The organism is Nonomuraea sp. B12E4 (assembly GCF_039871825.1).
In the GTDB taxonomy this organism is placed as follows: Bacteria; Actinomycetota; Actinomycetes; order Streptosporangiales; family Streptosporangiaceae; genus Nonomuraea.
Genome location: NZ_JBDPME010000001.1, coordinates 1156030 through 1173538, shown reverse-complemented (window position 1 = coordinate 1173538; position 17509 = coordinate 1156030). Strand labels below are relative to the sequence as shown.

Annotated in this window: 17 protein-coding genes; 8 read left to right on the top strand and 9 right to left on the bottom strand. The window is 70.5% G+C overall.

Features of this window, described 5'->3' with window-relative positions; genetic code table 11:
• Positions 1 to 62 precede the first annotated feature (62 nt).
• Positions 63 to 1067, bottom strand: a complete 1005-nt coding sequence (locus tag ABGB18_RS05520) for a metallophosphoesterase family protein (protein ID WP_347694223.1) — start codon at positions 1065 to 1067, stop codon at positions 63 to 65.
• 126 nt (positions 1068 to 1193) lie between these two features.
• Positions 1194 to 2168 (bottom strand): radical SAM protein, encoded by a 975-nt coding sequence (locus ABGB18_RS05515; RefSeq protein WP_347694222.1) that lies wholly within the window; start codon positions 2166 to 2168, stop codon positions 1194 to 1196.
• Positions 2169 to 2386: 218 nt separating this feature from the next.
• Between ABGB18_RS05515 and ABGB18_RS05510 the strand changes: the two genes are divergently transcribed.
• Positions 2387 to 2710, top strand: coding sequence for a multidrug efflux SMR transporter (locus tag ABGB18_RS05510; RefSeq protein ID WP_347694221.1), 324 nt, complete (start codon positions 2387 to 2389; stop codon positions 2708 to 2710).
• A 212-nt stretch (positions 2711 to 2922) separates the two neighbouring features.
• Here ABGB18_RS05510 and ABGB18_RS05505 read toward each other — a convergent pair whose 3' ends face one another.
• Positions 2923 to 3243: a hypothetical protein gene (locus ABGB18_RS05505; RefSeq protein WP_347694220.1), complete on the bottom strand. Its 321-nt coding sequence runs from the start codon at positions 3241 to 3243 to the stop codon at positions 2923 to 2925.
• A gap of 64 nt (positions 3244 to 3307) precedes the next feature.
• Between ABGB18_RS05505 and ABGB18_RS05500 the strand changes: the two genes are divergently transcribed.
• The 7 genes from ABGB18_RS05500 (at position 3308) to ABGB18_RS05470 (ending at position 11139) form a co-directional block, all read left to right on the top strand.
• Positions 3308 to 3718, top strand: coding sequence for a DUF952 domain-containing protein (locus tag ABGB18_RS05500; RefSeq protein WP_347694219.1), 411 nt, complete (start codon positions 3308 to 3310; stop codon positions 3716 to 3718).
• A gap of 131 nt (positions 3719 to 3849) precedes the next feature.
• The gene (locus tag ABGB18_RS05495) at positions 3850 to 4224 is read left to right on the top strand and encodes a nuclear transport factor 2 family protein (RefSeq protein WP_347694218.1); all 375 of its coding nucleotides are present in this window, start codon (positions 3850 to 3852) and stop codon (positions 4222 to 4224) included.
• 699 nt (positions 4225 to 4923) lie between these two features.
• Positions 4924 to 5178 (top strand): hypothetical protein, encoded by a 255-nt coding sequence (locus ABGB18_RS05490; RefSeq protein WP_347694217.1) that lies wholly within the window; start codon positions 4924 to 4926, stop codon positions 5176 to 5178.
• 575 nt (positions 5179 to 5753) lie between these two features.
• Positions 5754 to 7457, top strand: a complete 1704-nt coding sequence (locus ABGB18_RS05485; protein WP_347694216.1) for an enoyl-CoA hydratase-related protein — start codon at positions 5754 to 5756, stop codon at positions 7455 to 7457.
• Between the two features lie 16 nt (positions 7458 to 7473).
• A complete protein-coding gene (locus ABGB18_RS05480) occupies positions 7474 to 9003 on the top strand; it encodes a UDP-N-acetylglucosamine 1-carboxyvinyltransferase (RefSeq protein WP_347694215.1) in 1530 nt (509 codons plus the stop codon).
• A gap of 50 nt (positions 9004 to 9053) precedes the next feature.
• The gene (locus ABGB18_RS05475) at positions 9054 to 10091 is read left to right on the top strand and encodes a tyrosine-type recombinase/integrase (RefSeq protein WP_347694214.1); all 1038 of its coding nucleotides are present in this window, start codon (positions 9054 to 9056) and stop codon (positions 10089 to 10091) included.
• 205 nt (positions 10092 to 10296) lie between these two features.
• Positions 10297 to 11139, top strand: coding sequence for a MerR family transcriptional regulator (locus ABGB18_RS05470; RefSeq protein WP_347694213.1), 843 nt, complete (start codon positions 10297 to 10299; stop codon positions 11137 to 11139).
• A gap of 90 nt (positions 11140 to 11229) precedes the next feature.
• On the opposite strand, the gene ABGB18_RS05465 is transcribed toward ABGB18_RS05470, so the two are convergent.
• The 6 genes from ABGB18_RS05465 to ABGB18_RS05440 form a co-directional block, all read right to left on the bottom strand.
• Entirely contained in the window at positions 11230 to 11481 is a 252-nt protein-coding gene (locus ABGB18_RS05465; protein WP_347694212.1) for a helix-turn-helix transcriptional regulator, read from the bottom strand.
• 122 nt (positions 11482 to 11603) lie between these two features.
• Positions 11604 to 12554, bottom strand: coding sequence for an HAD-IC family P-type ATPase (locus ABGB18_RS05460; RefSeq protein WP_347694211.1), 951 nt, complete (start codon positions 12552 to 12554; stop codon positions 11604 to 11606).
• Complete coding sequence (locus ABGB18_RS05455; protein ID WP_347694210.1) at positions 12515 to 14191, bottom strand: HAD-IC family P-type ATPase; 1677 nt, start codon at positions 14189 to 14191, stop codon at positions 12515 to 12517. Before ABGB18_RS05455 ends, ABGB18_RS05460 begins: the two co-directional genes overlap by 40 nt.
• On the bottom strand, positions 14188 to 14409 hold the full coding sequence (locus tag ABGB18_RS05450) for a DUF2933 domain-containing protein (protein WP_347694209.1): 222 nt from the start codon (positions 14407 to 14409) through the stop codon (positions 14188 to 14190). Before ABGB18_RS05450 ends, ABGB18_RS05455 begins: the two co-directional genes overlap by 4 nt.
• A 205-nt stretch (positions 14410 to 14614) precedes the next feature.
• Positions 14615 to 15175 (bottom strand): DUF305 domain-containing protein, encoded by a 561-nt coding sequence (locus ABGB18_RS05445; protein ID WP_347694208.1) that lies wholly within the window; start codon positions 15173 to 15175, stop codon positions 14615 to 14617.
• A 583-nt stretch (positions 15176 to 15758) separates the two neighbouring features.
• Positions 15759 to 17315, bottom strand: coding sequence for an AAA family ATPase (locus ABGB18_RS05440; RefSeq protein WP_347694207.1), 1557 nt, complete (start codon positions 17313 to 17315; stop codon positions 15759 to 15761).
• Positions 17316 to 17509: the final 194 nt, after the last annotated feature.

Below are 17509 nucleotides of genomic sequence, written 5' to 3'. Positions count from 1 at the left end.
CGCACCCACCACCGGCCGCACCCACCACCGGCCGCACCCACCACCGGCCGCCGCCCCACCGATCAGCGCGGAAACGACGGCACGGCCACGCCCAGCGCCGCCGCCACGTCCATCGTCCGGCGCGGGGTCGAACACCGCCGCGCCAGACCGGCCTCGCCGAGCCGGCCCTCACGCGCCTGGAACAACAGCCCCGCGGCCGGATGCGCCCGCAACCCGGCCGTGGTGAGCTCCCCGGCCAGCCGCTCCGCCGCCGCCGCCACGGCGGGCAGCAGCGCCCGCACCCGCGCGGCCCACGCGCCGACCTGCTCCAGCCACTCCCGCGTGCCGGCGCCGGACCTCGCCGACAGCCGCTCGACCGCCGCCTCGAGCTCCGGCCAGGTCAGGTCGGGCCAGGGCCTGGCCTTGGCGACCGGCAACTGCCATCGCCGCCTGGTGACCGACCAGTGGTCGGCGCGCGCCCGCACCGCGTGAACCGTGAAGCCCGGCACGCACAACGCGGTCAGGTTCCCGCCGTGGCAGGCACCGGTGTCCAGCCCGAACACCCGCCCGCCTCGGATCATCGGCTCCGGCCCGGTCACATGATGGCCGAACACCACCGGCTTGTCCTCGCTGTAGCGGTCATGCCAGAAACCATCCGGGAACAGCCTGGCGAGCTCCCGCTCACCGCTGGTCGAACCGCACAGGACGTCCTGCCGCTGCTCGGCCAGCGCCACCCCCGGCACCATCGCGGCGTGCACAACCCGGACCTGCTCGTTCTCGAAGAAGTACGGCAGCGTCCCCATCCACGCGACCGCCTCGGCATACCCCTCACCCAGCTGCAGGCGCGTGATCTCCTGGGCGTAGGAGAAGATCCCGCGTACGTGCTTGCGTTCGTGATTGCCCATCACCACGACCGAGTTCGGCCGCTCGCGGAAGAACCTGACCACCTCACCGGGCGCCGGACCGCGATCGACCAGATCACCGACGCTGACCAGCACGTCCCCGGGACACAGGCCGACGCGCTCCAGCAGATCGAGCAACTCCTCGAAACACCCGTGAACGTCCCCGACGATGATCGTACGCTGCACCCCGCAGAGCCTAGACACCCACCACCCCGGCGGACAAAGCAATTTCCCGGCCCTCCGCCAGAAGACCGGTCCGCGTCACCCGAACCGTCCCCAGCAGCCGCGGAAAGGGTCACACCCCTGGGGGCCTCACACCAGCGCGAGCTGCGCGGCAGCCGGTTCACGCCGCTCGACCGGCGCCGGCCCGAACCCCATCCCGTACACCTCGCACAACTGGGCGATCTGCCCGGTGATGCGCTGCTCGTAACCGGCCGAGGGCAGCCCCGCCCGGTCATACAGCTCCTCATAACGCTCCACCAGATGCGGATGCGCCTGCGCCAGCCACTCCTCATACCACTGCCGGGTCCCCGGCGGCAGCCGCAACACCACCGGCTCGACCGCCTGCGCCCCCGCCGCCGCCACCCGCCGCACGGTCGCGGCCAACTGGTCGGCGGCGTCGCTGAGCAGCGGCAGCACCGGCGCCATCAGCACCCGGCACTCCACACCCGCCTCCACCAGCGCCGACACCAGCTCCAGCCGCGCCTGCGCGCCCGGCGCCCCGGGCTCCACAGCGCGCCGGATCCGCTCGTCCACGAACGCGATCGACACCGCCACCCGCGCCCCCGCCCGCGCCAGCACCCCGGCATCACGCAGCACCAGCGCGCTCTTGGTATAGACCGTGAACGGCACCGCCGCCTCACCCAGCGCCGCGATCACCCCCGGCATCAGCCGGTAGGTCCCCTCCGCCGCCTGATAACAGTCGCCGCCGACCCCCACGGCCAGCTCCCGGCCGTCCCAGCGCGCCAGCTCCGCCCGCAACCGCTCCACCACGTTGGGCCTGACCACGATCCGCGTGTCGAAATCACGCCCCGCGTCCAGCCCCAGCCGCCGATGACCCGCACGGGCGCCACACCCACGGCAGGCATGAGCACAGCCACGGTAGGGGGACACCGCCCACTGCTGGGCGATGCCCGCGACCTGCGGCACCCGCTCGATCACCGTGCGGGCCTGCAGCTCGTAGAAACCGTCACGCACCACCGCACGCCGCTCGATCAGCGGTCGATCGTCGGCGGCGTCGACGAGCGAAAGCGCGTCCCAACCCACACCACCCAATGGAACACGCATTCGACACCCTTTTCAAGCCGTTCCCACCACCCCGGCCAAACATCACCCACCGTACGGGATCGGCACCCGGCACGAGGCCCCCACTCGGCGTCCGGATCACCTCCGCACGGCTGAACGCTCCAGAAACCACAGCAGACGGCCCCCAGGGAAGAACACCCGTGGGGGAGCGGCCCCCCAGCTAAAATGGCACGACCGTACCACTTTGCCCTGGGGGACCCATGCCCTGGCTCCTGCTCACCCTCGCCATCACCACCGAAATCCTCGCCACCTCCGCCCTCAAACTCAGCAACGGCCTCACCCACCCCGGCTGGACCATCGCCGTCGCCACCGGCTACCTCACCAGCTTCGCCCTCCTCGCCCAAGCCCTCAAACTCCACCTCGACATGGGCACCGCCTACGCCATCTGGTCCGGCGCCGGCACCGCCGCCATCGCCCTCATCGGCGCCGCCTTCATGGGGGAGACCCTCACCCCCCTCAAGATCGGCGGTATCCTGCTCATCATCGGCGGCGTCGTCGTCCTCAACCTCGCAGGTGGCCATTGAACCCGCACCCGGACCCCACCCACCCAGCCCCCGAACGACAACACCCCACCCTCACCCCGCCACCCGCCCAAGCACGCGGCCGCCGCCGCCGCGCCACCCTCCTCAACGCCGCCGTCGACCTGCTCACCGACGGCGGATTCGCCGCCGTCACCCACCGCGCCGTCGCCCAGCGAGCCCACCTGCCCCTGGCCGCCACCACCTACTACTTCACCTCACGCGACCAGCTCCTCGCCGAAGCCTTCGCCCAGCTCGTCGAAACCGAACTCGCCACCACCCGCACCTGGATCACCCAGCACGGCCTCGCCGCCCTGCCCGACCAGCTCGCCACCACCGACCGCACCCGCCAACTCGGCCTGTGGGAGCTCTACGTCCACGCCGGCCGCGACCCCGTCCTCCAGCACATCGCCCGCCGCTGGACCGACGGCTGCACCCGCATCATCGCCGACACCCTCCACCTGCCCGAAACCGACACCCGCACCCGCCTCCTCTACACCACCATCTCCACCCTCTGGCTCGAACAGATCGTCGAACAACGCCCCACCAGCGAAGCCCGCACCCTCCTCACCACCGCCATCGACCACACACTCAACCCCCCCCATGACCACCCCCAACACCGCCCCCGCGCCCAAACCCCGCCACCCGGCCACCCGGCCACCCGGCCAGCGCCCCCACCCGCACCACCGGCCACCTCGACGACACCGAACGGACACCATGACCGTCCACCACCTCGCCCTACGCACCGACTGGGAAGCCGCCCAGCCCACCGGCGAATACCGCATCTCCACCCTCGGCCGCACCCTCGACGAGGAAGGCTTCATCCACCTCAGCCGCGACCTCACCCAACTCCACCGCGTCCACACCGCCTACTACCAGGCCGTCACCCAACCCCTGCTCATCCTCGACATCGACCCCACCGGCCTGGACATCCGCCTCGAAAACGACTACCCCCACCTGTACGGGCCCCTGCCCACCAACGCCGTCACCGCCGTACACCCCTACACCCGATAACCGACGCACAACCCTCACGAACAGGGGAGCGGGGGAGCGGGGGAGAACCCACCACCAGCCACCCACCCGGCCGACACCCAACAGCGCGAACCCCGCGCAACCCCCACCCGCACACCACCACAATGGTCCCCATGGACACCCGAACAGCCGCCCAACGCTTCGCCGACACCTGGCAACACGGCTGGACCCACCACGACACCGCCGCCATCACCGCCCTCTACCGCGACGACGCCGTCCACACCAGCATGCCGTTCCGCCCCCCGCACCACGGCAAACAAGCCATCACCGACTACATCACCTGGTCATTCGCCGGCGAAACCCAGCCCCGCGTCACCTTCGCCACCCCGATCGTCGACGGCGACCAGGCCGCCATCGAATTCCGGGTCCACGCCCTCGACAACGGCCGGCCCATCACCCTCGCAGGCTGCGTCTTCGCCCGCTTCGACACCGACGGCCTCGCCGTACAAACCCGCGACTACTGGCACACCGCCGACGGCCACCAATAACCCACCCGAACACCCAACCCCGAACCCCACCCGCCGGACCCCGGCGGACAGATCAGCGCACCACCCGCAACGGCGCCGGCCCACGACCAGGAGGCCCCACCGGTACCGGAGCCGGCTGCGGCACCGACCCGGGACGCGCCGTCTGCTGCGTCACCTGCTGCTGCGCCGGCCGCTGCACCTGCTGAGTCCGCTCAGCCTGATCCACAACCTCCGCACCCCGCTCGGCGCACCCACCCGCGCAGTAACCGTTCGTCACGATCAGCCGCCCACGCGACTGCGTGTACGCCTCCCTACCGGAAGCGGGCAGAACACCCTGACACACCGGGCATAACACCGACTGGGTCCCCACGTGCTGCTCCTCTCGCGGCGCGAATGGCAGGAGCTCCACCCTAAAACCACAGATCCCGCCAAGGACAGCGAATCAACATAACGTCAAGCAGCCCGTCAAGCCCGCCGGGGGAGCCGCCCGCCATCACGCTCAGCGACGAAACCCCCGCTCAACACCCCCGAACCGGCCCCGCCGGACCCGCGATCAAAGCCACCCGGCCCGCCAAAAAATCTTCCCGCACACCCCAGCGGCCACACCCGCGCAGGGGAGCCCCGCCCCGCTCCGGAAGCGGTCTACTTGACATAATGTTCATTATCAAGCAAACAAGGATGTACCGCATAAGGCACCCGCTCCAGGGCAGACGCGAACGCATGCCCACCCTGGAGATCGCCAATCCCAGCATCATCGCGCTCACCGCCGTCGTCACCGCCGCCGCCATCTGGACGATCATCCTGGCCGCCAGGCTGACCCGGCGCCCACGCAACCGGCTCGCCCCGAGCGTCGACCTCGTGGACCAGGCCCGGGAGCTCAAAGCCCACGGGCAGATCCAGGAAGCCGTCTTCCTCGTACGCGGCGAGACCGGCATGAGTCAGCGCGCGGCCGCCCGCTTCGTCAACCGGCTCTGACCCCCTCTCGACCCAAAACCGACATTCCATCTCATACCAGACAGAATGTGGGTTCTGTTGGGTATGAGATCTCGCCGGCACGCCGGACCGCTCCGCGCAGGCGTGCCGCCCGGTCCCACCCGGGCTCGTTCGACGGTTCGCGCCGATCGGAGTCGCGGCGGCGGACGAGGCGGCGCTCGCCGGTACTCCCCCGGCCGTGCCGCTCCCTTATTCGTACAGTCGCCCGAGAAACGGCATAAAGCGGGCGTAACGGGCAGTTATGAGGACCCGCGCCAGGTGAGGCGTGGCGCGAGGGGCCTTTCCCTTTCGGGGCCGCCTCTCCCCTGCCCCGGGTGGTGGGTTTCGGTTCGACGTGCGCAGTGGGATGTTTTCGGGCAAATCGGGTCAATTTGGGCTGGTCAGAGTGGGTTTTTGCTCGAAATCGTCAGCATGGGTGGAAGATTCATGTCAGCATCAACGGCATGTTTAGGTCATATGGGACCGCCTTAAATGCCGGTGGCCGGTGGGATCGCCCGTCCGCCTGAGCTGTCCCGTTCCTGACCACCCGTTCCCCCTGCCCGGAAAGAAGTGTCCGCGTGCGTATCTTGCTGCTCTGTTCCGCGTTCAACGGCCTGACCCAGCGTTGCTGGCTGGAGTTGCGGCGGGCCGGTCATGACGTGACGGTCGAGCTGGCCGTGTCGGAGCAGGTGATGGTGGAGGCGGCCGAGCTGGCCAAGCCGGATCTGGTGATCTGCCCGTTCCTGAAGGATCGGGTGCCGGAGGGGTTGTGGCGGGCGCACCGTACGGTGATCATCCATCCGGGTCCGCCCGGGGACCGGGGGCCGTCGTCGCTGGACTGGGCGATCGTGGAGGCGGAGCCGGAGTGGGGGGTGACGGCGTTGCAGGCGGTGGAGGAGATGGACGCGGGCCCGATCTGGGGGTTCCGGAGGTTCGTGATGCCGGCGGAGGCGCCGCGTAAGTCGGCGTTGTACAACGGGCCGGTGGCCGATGCGGCGGTGGAGCTGGTGGCGGAGGTGGTGGCCAGGGCGGGTGACGCGTCGTTCGTGCCGGAGCCGCTGGATTACCGTTCGCCGGAGGTGCGGGGGCGGTTGCGGCGGGCGATGCGGCACGCTGACCGGGAGTTCTCCTGGGAGGAGCCGACGGAGGACATCGTGCGGCGGGTCCGGGCGGCTGATGGGTCGCCGGGTGGGCGGGCGCGGTTGTGTGAGGTGCCGGTGCGGGTGTTCGACGTGTATCGGGGGCCGCAGGCGTCGGGGGCGCCGGGGCAGGTGGTGGCGCGGCGTGAGGGTGCGGTGCTGGTGGGCACGGGGGACGGCTCGGTGTGGGTGGGGCATCTGCGGGTGGAGCAGGAGGGTGCGGTCAAGTTGCCGGCGGCGCTGGCGCTGGGTGAGCGGGTGGCGGGCGTGGCGCAGCGGAGCGGGTACAGCGAGATCACCTATGACCGTAGTGACGCGGTGGGGGTGGTGAGTTTCGATTTCTACAACGGGGCGATGTCGACGGAGCAGTGCCGGCGGCTGGCGGCGGCGTTGAAGTACGCGGTGGCGCAGGATACGCGGGTGCTGGTGCTGCGGGGCGGTGAGGTGTTCTCCAACGGGATTCATCTGAACGTGATCGAGGCTTCGCGTCATGCGGAGCTGGAGGCGTGGATGAACATCAATGCGATCAACGCGGTGTGCCGTGAGGTGATCGGGTGTGGGTCGCAGCTGGTGGTGACGTCGATGGGCGGGAACGCCGGTGCGGGCGGGGTGATGATGGGGCTGGGTGCGGATCAGGTGATCGTGCGGGATGGGGTGGTGCTGAATCCGCATTACCGGACGATGGGGTTGTTCGGGAGTGAGTATTGGACGTATGTGCTGCCGCGGCGGGTGGGGGCCGAGCAGGCGCGCCGGTTGACGCAGGAGGCGTTGCCGATCGGTGCGGTGCAGGCGGTGGAGTTGGGGCTGGCCGACAAGGTGCTGGGCGGGGTGCGGCTGGATTTCGAGCGGCGGGTGCTGGAGTATGCGGAGCGGCTGGCGGTGGATCCCGGTTATGATCGGATGTTGTCGGGCCGTCGGCAGGTGCGTGAGGTGGATGAGCGGCGTAAGCCGTTGGACGCTTTTCGTGCTGAGGAGCTGGCGGAGATGAGCCGGGACATGTTCGAGGATCGTCATGAGTTCCGGGCGGCGCGGCGGGCGTTCGTGCGGAAGGCGAAGGCGGGGGCGACTCCGGAGCATCTGGCGCGTCATCGGGAGTTGTCCGGCGCGTCGGCCCCTGCTGGCGCGGGAGCATCTCATATGTGAGATATGGTCTCGTGTTGTGGCAGACGATTACCTAGTGCGGATCGGTCGGCTGATCCGGGACGCGCGACAGCATCGTGGTTGGACGCAGCTGCAACTGGCGGATGCGTTGGCGACGAGTCAGAGCGCGGTCAACCGGATCGAGCGCGGCAACCAGAACATCAGTCTTGAGATGATCGCCCGGATCGGTGAGGCGCTCGACAGTGAGATCGTGTCGCTGGGGTATGCCGGGCCGATGCATCTGCGGGTGGTCGGCGGGCGGCGGTTGTCGGGCAGCATCGATGTGAAGACCTCGAAGAACGCGTGCGTGGCGCTGCTGTGCGCGGCGTTGCTGAATTCGGGCCGCACGATCTTGCGCAAGGTGGCGCGGATCGAGGAGGTGTACCGGATCCTGGAGGTGCTCGCGTCGATCGGGGTGCGGGCGCGGTGGATCAACGAGGGCAGCGATCTGGAGATCGTGCCTCCGGCTCGGCTGGAGCTGGAGGCGATGGACACCGAGGCGGCCCGCCGTACCAGGAGTGTGATCATGTTCCTGGGGCCGTTGATGCATCGGACGGAGCAGTTTCAGATTCCGTACGCGGGCGGGTGTGACCTGGGGACGCGTACGGTGCAGCCGCACATGTCGGCGCTGAAGCACTTCGGGCTGGACATCACCGCGACGGGTGGTTTCTATCACGCGCGGGTGGATCGGGGGGTGGCGCCGTCCCGGCCGATCGTGCTGACCGAGCGGGGCGACACCGTCACGGAGAACGCGTTGCTGGCGGCGGCGCGGCATGACGGGGTGTCGGTGATCCGCAACGCGTCGTCGAACTACATGGTGCAGGACCTGTGCTTCTTCCTGGAGCAGCTCGGGGTGCGGGTGGAGGGGGTGGGGACGACGACGCTGACGGTGCATGGGGTGCCGTTCATCGAGCGGGATGTGGACTACTCCCCCTCCGAGGATCCGGTGGAGGCGATGAGCCTGCTGGCGGCGGCGGTGGTGACGTCGTCGGAGCTGACGATCTGCCGGGTGCCGGTGGAGTTCCTGGAGATCGAGCTGGCGGTGCTGGAGGAGATGGGCCTCGATCATGATCGGGGGCGGGAGTACGCGGCGGCGAACGGGCGTACGCGGCTGGTGGATCTGACGGTCCGGCCTTCGAAGCTGGTCTCCCCCATCGACAAGATCCATCCGATGCCGTTCCCGGGGCTGAACATCGACAATGTGCCGTTCTTCGCGGCGATCGCGGCCTCGGCGCAGGGGTCGACGCTGATCCACGACTGGGTGTACGACAACCGGGCGATCTATCTGACGGAGCTGACGCGGCTGGGGGCGTCGGTGAAGCTGCTGGACCCGCATCGGGTGCTGGTGGAGGGGCCGACGCGGTGGCGCAGTGCGGAGATGATGTGCCCGCCGGCGTTGCGGCCGGCGGTGGTGGTGTTGCTGGCGATGATGGCGGCCGAGGGTACGTCGGTGCTGCGGAACGTGTATGTGATCAACCGGGGGTATGAGGATCTGGCCGAGCGGCTGAACGCGCTGGGAGCGCGCATCGAGACCTTCCGCGACATCTGACTTTCTGTCGGTGCGGGCCGCTACCGTCGTGCTTGCCGGTGATCGTATGCGTGGCGGAGGAGGTGGCGCGGGTGCGGCCTGCGGAGCTCGAGCGGTTGACGGTGGCCGAGGCGGCTGACCGTTATGTGGAGCTGGTGCGGGCCAGGACGTCGACGGGGGCGTTGTCGTCCTCGACGGCGGAGGTCTATGCGCGGGATGTGGCGACGCTGGTGGCGCTGGCGGGTGAGCGGGCGGTGCTGGACGATCTGACGGGTGAGGACGTCGATGCGATCCTGCTGGCGTTCGCCCGCAAGCCGGATGGCCGCCGGGCGGGGGGTGCGGACGGGGGCGGGCAGTCGGCGTCGTCGCAGGCGCGGTTCCGCCGGTCGATCTCGGCGTTGTTCAAGCATGCGACGCTGGCGGGGTGGGTGCAGGTCAACCCGATGACGGCTTCGACGGTGACGGCCAAGCAGCGGGGTGGGCTGCGGCCGGAGCGGCGGGCGTTGACGCGGGAGCAGGCGCAGGGGCTGATCGGGGCGGCGCGGGCGTTGCAGGAGGTGCCGGAGGAGGGCAAGCGGCGTGATCAGCGTATGGAGTTGCGTGACGCGGTGATCGTGTTGCTGCTGGCGACGGTGGGGCCGCGGGTGTCGGAGCTGGTGCGCGCCAATGTGGAGGATTTCTTCACCAACGACGGGGTGCGTTACTGGCGGATCTTCGGTAAGGGCGGGCGGACGCGGGATGTGCCGTTGCCGGATGACGTGGCGGCGGTGTTGCAGGCGTATCTGGCGCGGGGGCGGGCGGCAGTGCAGGACAAGGCGTTGCTGTTGTCATGGCGGGGGCGCCGGTTGGCGCGGGGTGATGTGCAGGGGGTGATCGACCGGGTGTTGCGGCGGGTGGATCCGGAGCGGCGGCGGTCGGTGACGCCGCATGGGTTGCGGCACACGACGGCGACGCATCTGCTGGCGGACGCGGTGGACATGGATGCGGTGCGGCGGGTGCTGGGGCACAGTGATCTGTCGACGCTGGGGCGTTACCGGGATGATCTGCCGGGTGAGCTGGAGGTGGCGATGCGGGCGCATCCGTTGTTGCGGGGCAAGCCGGATGCGTGAGCGGTTGGTGCTCCGGCGGGCCTGGGGTGTGCGGGGTTGGCCCTGACGCGGGGTCGATGCGGCAGCATGGGGGCATGGCCACGAGGAGCACGGCGGTCGAGGTCGCGGCGCTGTGCGGCGCGTATGGCGGCCCAGGGGGTCTGTGTCCGGCGCCTGGAGGAGGTCGGTCAGCCGGGGCCGTGCCGGGTGCCAGGAGACTGGGTCGATGTTGACCATCGGTGAGCTGGCGTCGTACGCCGGGGTGACGGTACGTGCGGTGCGGCACTATCACGCCAAGGGGCTGCTGCCGGAGCCGGAGCGGGACCGCTCCGGTTACCGCCGGTATGGCGCCGGTGCCGTGGTGGAGCTGATCAGGATCCGGACCCTCGCCGAGGCCGGGGTGCCGCTGGCGCGGGTGCGGGAGCTGCTGCAGGCCGGGGAGGAGGCGTTCGCCGCGGCGGTCGCGGACATCGACCGGCGGCTGCGGGCGGAGATCCGGGAGCGGCGGCGGCACCGGGCGCGGATCGCCCGGCTGGTCTCCGGGGACGGCGTGGCGTTGCCTCCGGAGGTGGCCGGGTTTCTCGACCGGTTGCGGGCGCTGGGGGTGGAGGACCGGGTCGTCCAGGCTGAACGCGACGGCTGGATCCTGCTGGCCGCGCATTCGCCCGAGCGGGTTCCGGAGTGGATGGCGCGTAAGTGGGAGCAGCTCGCCGATCCGCGGTTCGTCGACTTCTATCTCGTTCTGGGCCAGGCCCTGGATCGGGCCGGTGGGGATCGGCGGCTGGTGGGGCTGGCCGATGAGCTGGCCGCCTACATCACGCAGATGGCCGAGGAGCGGGGCGAGGACTACATCGACGATGCCGGCATCGAGCCGTCGCTGGTCGCGCTGATGGACGCGCTGGCGTTCGACACGGCGCCGCCGGCTCGTCGCCTGGTCGAGTTGCTGAAGCAGCGGGGCTGGACCGGCTGGACCAAGCTTGAGCGTGTGGGGCGGTCAGCAGGCGCTGGTGTTGCGGGGTTGGGGCGTCCAGGGGGTCAGGCCGATATCGCCGCCTCGTGGAGGCGGTGATTGCCGTACCTGGGGCCCGTGGGTGTTGTCCTGCGGCCCCCCGGAGGTGTTGGGGCCGGGTAAGGCCCGGGTGCGGGGCGGTCGGTGGGGTCAGGTGGGGGCGGGGGTGGAGCGGACGGCGAGGTGGTCCAGGGAGATGTCCAGGACGTCGGCCAGGGCGGCGATGGTGAAGAACGCCGGGGTGGCGATGCGGCCTGTCTCGATCTTGCGGAGTGTTTCGGCGGACATGCCGGCGGCTGCGGCGACCTCGACGATGCTGCGCTCGCCGCGGGCTTGGCGCAGGGTGTGGCCGAGTTGTTCGCCGCGGAGGCGTTCTTCGGGGGTCAGTGGAGGTCGCACCATGGCCACAACTCTATACCCGGATACAAATACCGTTATAGTTATGCGGGCCGCCCGTCCGGGAGACAGGCTGTCTTGGCGGGAGCGGCTGCGGGCCGCCCTGCTGGCCCGCTGCCTGCTGCGGTTCACTCCTGGCCCGTGCCGGTGGCGGGTGGATCGGCCCGGATCTGCGGTGCGGGGTGCGGGGCCGGTGGGGTGAAGCGGCGCAGCCGGTTGGCGTTGCCGACGACCGACAGCGAGGAGGCGGCCATCGCGGCGGCCGCGATGATGGGTGACAGCCGTAGTCCCAGGAGCGGATACAGGACGCCGGCCGCGATGGGAATGCCGATCATGTTGTAGACGAAGGCCAGGAACAGGTTCTGCCGGATGTTGCGCATGGTGGCCCGTGACAGCTGTACCGCGGTCACCACCCCGGACAGCGCTCCGGAGATGAGCGTGATGTCGGAGGCCTCGATGGCCACGTCGGTGCCGGTGCCGATGGCGAAGCCGATGTCGGCCTGCGCCAGCGCCGGGGCGTCGTTGACGCCGTCGCCGACCATGCCCACCTTCCCGCCCTGGTCCTGGAGGCGGGCGATCTCGGCGGCCTTTCGGTCGGGTAGCACCTCGGCGAGCACGGTGGTGATGCCGACCTGGCGGGCGATGGCCTCGGCGGTGCGCCGGTTGTCACCGGTGATCATCACGAGGTTCAGGCCGAGCTGCTGGAGCGCGGCGACGGCGGCGGCCGAGTCGTCCTTGACGGTGTCGGCCACGCCCAGCACGCCGGCGGGCCGGCCGTCCACGGCGATCAGGATCGGCGTGCGGCCGGTGCGGGCCAGCCGGTCGGCCGCGGGTGCGAGCACGCTTGCGTCGACGCCCTGGCCGGTCAGCAGGCGGGCGCCGCCTACCAGCACGCGATGGCCGTTCACGGTGGCCTGGATGCCCTGTCCGGTGACCGATTGGAAGTCGGCGGGGTCACCGAGTGGCAGGCCGTGTCCGGTGGCCCCGTCCACAATCGCGCGTGCGAGGGGATGTTCCGAGACGCGCTCGGCCGTTGCGGTCAGGTGCAGTATCTCCTGCGCCGTCCAAGCACCGTCCAAGCACCGTGCGGGCCGGCGTGCGGCTCGACGTCGGTGAGGGCGGGCCGGCCGCGGGTGATGGTGCCGGTCTTGTCCAGCACGATCGTGTCCAGCTTGCAGGCGGTCTCCAGGGCTTGCGCGTCACGGATGAGGATGCCGGCCTGGGCGCCCTTGCCGGTGCCCACCATGATGGACAGCGGGGTGGCCAGGCCGAGCGCGCACGGGCAGGCGATGATCAGCACGGCGACCGCCGCCACCAGCGCCAGCGTCAGCGCAGGCTGGGGTCCGGCCACGAACCATGCGGCGAACGTCACGACGGCGATGGCGATGACCGCCGGGACGAAGTATCCCGACACCAGATCGGCCAGGCGCTGGATGGGCGCGCGGGAGGCTTGGGCGGCCTGGACCAGCCGGATGATCTGCGCCAGCATCGTGGCGGCGCCGACCTTGTCGGCGCGGAAGGTGAAGGCGCCGGTCTGGTTGACGGTGGCGCCCACCACTTCGTCCCCGGGCCCCTTGTCGATGGGGATGGACTCGCCGGTGACCATGGACTCGTCCAGTGTCGAGCGGCCGGTCAGGATCACCCCGTCGGCTGGGACCTTCTCACCCGGCCGTACGATGACCACGTCGCCGGGCAGCACCTGGTCGAGGCCGATCTCGGCTTCGCCGCCGTCGCGGCGGACCCGGGCGGTGCGTGCCTGCAGGCCGATCAGCTTGCGGATGGCTTCGCCGGTGCCCGCCTTGGCCCGTGTTTCCAGCAGCCGGCCGAGCAGGATCAGCGTGAGGATGACGCCGACCGCCTCGAAGTAGACCTCGCGTGCCTGCTCGGGCAGCGCGTCCGGGACGAGGGTGACCAGCAGGCTGTAGCCGTAGGCGGCGCTCGTGCCGAGCGTGATCAGGCTGTTCATCTCCGCCGAGCGATGGCGCAGGGCCAGCCAGCCGACCGTGTGGATCGGCCGGCCGGTGAAGAACATCACCGGGGTGATCAGGGCGAGTTGCGCCCACCGGTTCAGCAGCAGGCCCGGCAGCCAGGTCGCGGCGAAAAGCTCGTGCGCCATGACCGCGAAGGCCACCGGCACGGTGAGCACCGCACCGACCAGCACGCGCCTGGACAGGTCACGGATCTCGGCACGCCGCTGGGCCGCCTCGGTGTCCTGTGGCGCGTGCCCGGACGGGGAAGCCGCCTGGGCAGGCGGGGCCGGCGGTGGCGCGGGCTCAGCCGTCCAGGACGGCTCCTGGGGAGACCGGGGCGGCTGGGGCGAGGTGGGCGGGCGATGGTGGTCGTCCGGTTCGACGATCAACCGGCCGTGCACCATGTTCTCGCCGCAGGCGAAGCGGTACTCCCCGGCCTGCCGCGGGTCCAGTTCCACGACGCTCCGGGCGAAGGCCGGCAGCGAGCGGCTGACGCCGAAGTCGGGGAAGACCACCTGGGAGGTGCACTCGCCGCTCTCACGCCGGTCGAAGGCCAGCCGCAGCGGGATGCCCTGCCGCACCCGGAGCACATCCGGGCAGTAGCCGCCCCGCACCACGATCTCGGCTTCTTGCACCCCCTCGCGCAGTTCCGCCAGGCGGCTGGCGCGCGGCCCGAAGAAGTACCAGGCCAGGAATGCCAGCAGCGCGCCGGACAGCAGCACCACGGCCCAGTCGATGCCGCTCATGAGACACCTCTGCGGTCGCCGGGGTTCCGATCTTCACGGTCCGGCCTGCGCCGATCGGTGGTGTCGTGGCCGCCCATGCCGCGCATCATCATGAGCGTCATCACCGGGCAGGCCGGCAGTCTGAGCACGATCAGGACCGTGTTCGCGGGAGCTCCGGCCGCGATCGCCCCCGGCGCCACCACGGCGGCGATTCCCGCCGGCACCAGATGTTGCTTCATCACGGCTCCTCCTTGAGGCTGAGCGCCGCGTGCGGAGGCGACCCGGCCGTGCCCCGCCCGGAGCGCCGTCGCCCGCACCGGGTGTACTACCCGTGACCAGCGCAATCACCAGCATCCCTGGGCCCACCTGGCCGGCGCTCTGCCGCGGACGCTCGATGCCCTGCCCGCCGGCGGCCTCTCTGCGAGTGCCGGGTGTCCGCTGAGTTCAGGTGCCCGTGGGCGTCGGCCGGTCGGGTGCTCCCGGGATGCGCGGCCCCGGCGCCATGCCTGGCATACCAGGCATATCAGGCATGCCGGGAACGTGCGGGGTGCAGGGCATCCTCTGCTCCCCGAACCACTGGAGCAGGTATCGCCGCATCGTGCGGACCTCCGCCCACTGGTCGTCGCGTACCGTGCGGGCGAAGTCGGCGACCTCGGAATGCTGGACCTGGTCTCCCCTGAGGAGCTGCTGCGACATCATGATCGCCATCATGTGGTGCGGGATCATGTGCTGCAGGAACGTCTTGCCGAGCTGATCCCCGGAAAGCCCCGACAGGCCGGGCATCGTGCTCTGGCTCGCGCTCGGCGCAGGGCTCTGCCGGTACCACTGCTCCAGCCAGCCCCGCATCTTGCCGACCTCGGCCGTCTGCGTCGTGACGATCGCCTGCCCGAGCCGCCGCATCTCGGCCCGCTCGGAGCGCTGTAGCTGCCGTGCCGCGGTGATGGCCTCCTGGTGGTGCGGCACCATCTGCGACAGGTAGGCGTACTCACTGGTGATGGGATGCATCCGCCCCATGCCCGGGCACGCCGGCTGCGTACCCGCCGGAGAAGGACTCGGGGACGGCGTCGCCGGAGATCCCATGGCTCCCGTGGCGACCGCCGCGGAGACCTCCGAGCCTGCGGTGATAGCGGCCAGGAAAACCCCAGCGGCGATTGCGGTCCTCAGAGAGTGTCGCTTCATGTGTCCCCCCAGCACCGAGCCGACACCTACCTCCACGTTAACCTCATCGCTCTGACCAGCGGACGGGAGGCCACGGCGGGCGCACCGACGACCTGCTCACGCGCGGATCCGAGCGGGGCCGTGCGGAGGGGCGGCGGCGTGGTCTTCTCCGCCGCCTGTTCAGGCGGCTACCTAAACCTGGCGAACCAATAAATAGGTACCTATACGGGGATAAATCCCGTCCTTCTATCGGAGGGCCTCTCGCATCCTGGACACGTGGACAGGTCACCGAGGGAGACGATCGACGTGTACGCCATATGCGAGCCCCGAGCCACACACGGGGACCTCCCGCGACGGCCCACCATCCTGGGGCTCCCCATCTGGAACGCCGTCTCCGCCGCCCGCGAAAGATCCCCCCTGCCGCCACAGCTCAAACACCCAGCGCCATCATCGCGTACGCCCGATGCCAGCCCTCCCCCACCGCATCGCTCACCGCCAGCGCTTCCTCCCCCGCGGCCACCGCCCGCCCGGACTCCCCCGCGAACGAGTGCGCCGGCGACAACCGCACCAACGCCAGGGGCAACCCCGCGGGATCCCCCGTACCGCGATGCCTGGCCAGCGCCTCCTCGTAGCACTCCACCGCCTCCCCGACCCGCCCGCCGAACATGGCGATCATGCCGGAGCACAACGCCCCGTACCCCAGCACCGACGCATCCCCCAGCCGCTCCCCCCACCGGCACGCCTCCCGCGTCATGCCGGTCGCAGCCGTCACATCCCCCTGAATGATCGTCAGCCACCCGCCCGCCCACAACGCGCGGGCGCGCGCCTCCCGCGGACCGGCCCCGCCGGCCAGCCCGCGCTCCACCCAGTTACGCCCCTCCCCCAGGTAATAACTGGTGATCCAGTGATAGAGCAGGTCCGTGGCCAGGCTCAGCCCGGCGCCCGGCTCGCTCCGCACGGCAAAGCACGTGTCCAGCGCCGCCCGCAGGTTGGCGTGCTCCACCTGCAACCGGGTGAACCACCCGACCTGCGCGGCCCCGAACACCTGCGCACGCGCCCGCTCCGCCAGCTCGCGGTAATAACCGGCGTGCCGCCGCCGCAACACCTCCTCCCGGCCGGAGGCGACCAGCCGCTCGCGGCCGTACTCGCGCAGCGTCTCCAGCATCCGGTAGCGCACCCCGCCCCGGTGGTCCTCCCGAACCAGGACGGACTTTTCCACCAGGCCGATCACCAGCTCGACCACGTCCTGCCGGGCGATCCCGTCCCCGGAGCAGACGGCCTCGGCCGCCTCCAGGTCCAGCCCCCCGGCGAACACCGACACCCGCTCCCACAGCAACCACTCCTTGTCCGAACACAGCGCATAACTCCAGTCGATCAATGCCCGCAGCGTCTGATGCCGGGGCAACACCGTCTTCGATCCACACCTCAGCAGGCGGAACCGATCCTCCAGCCGATCCAGCACCTGCCGAGCCGACAACGCCCGCAGCCGCACCGCCTCGCCCTGCGCCAGCGCCTCCAGCGACGGGCCCGGCGCCCGCAGCTCCGGCAGCGTCAGCGGCGGCACCGGGACCACGTGCTCGCCCCCGATCCCCATCGGCTCCCGGCTGGTGGCCAGGATGCGCAGCTCACCGGAGGCCCGCAGCAACGTCTCGGCCAGCACCGCGCAGTCCCCGACCAGGTGCTCACAGTTGTCCAGGATCACCAGCGGCTGCTTGCCCCGCAGCTGCTCCGTCAACGCCGCCAGCGGCGCCGCGCTCCTCAGATCCCGGATCTCCAGCACCTCGGCCACCACCTCGGCCAGCAGCTCCGGGCACTGCAACGCGGCCAGCTCCACCAGCCACACCCCGTCACGGAACGCCCGCCGAACCTCCAGCCCCACCCGCAGCGCCAGCCGGGTCTTGCCGACCCCGCCCACCCCCGTCAACGTCACCGCCCTGGACGCGGACAGCAGCTGCTTGACCTCGGCAATCTCGTGCCGACGCCCCACGAAACTCGTCACCTCGGCAGGGAGCCGGCACAGCTGCCGGCTCCGGGAGGTGCTGGTCATCACCGCTGTCATGGCGCCTCAACCGACGGGCGCGGCCGGCGGGGCCACCACCGCGCCGCAACCTCCTCATCGGCACCAGATTATGCGCAGCCCGCAATCTGGGGGAGCGTGTCCGAAAAGCCACGCCAACTCTT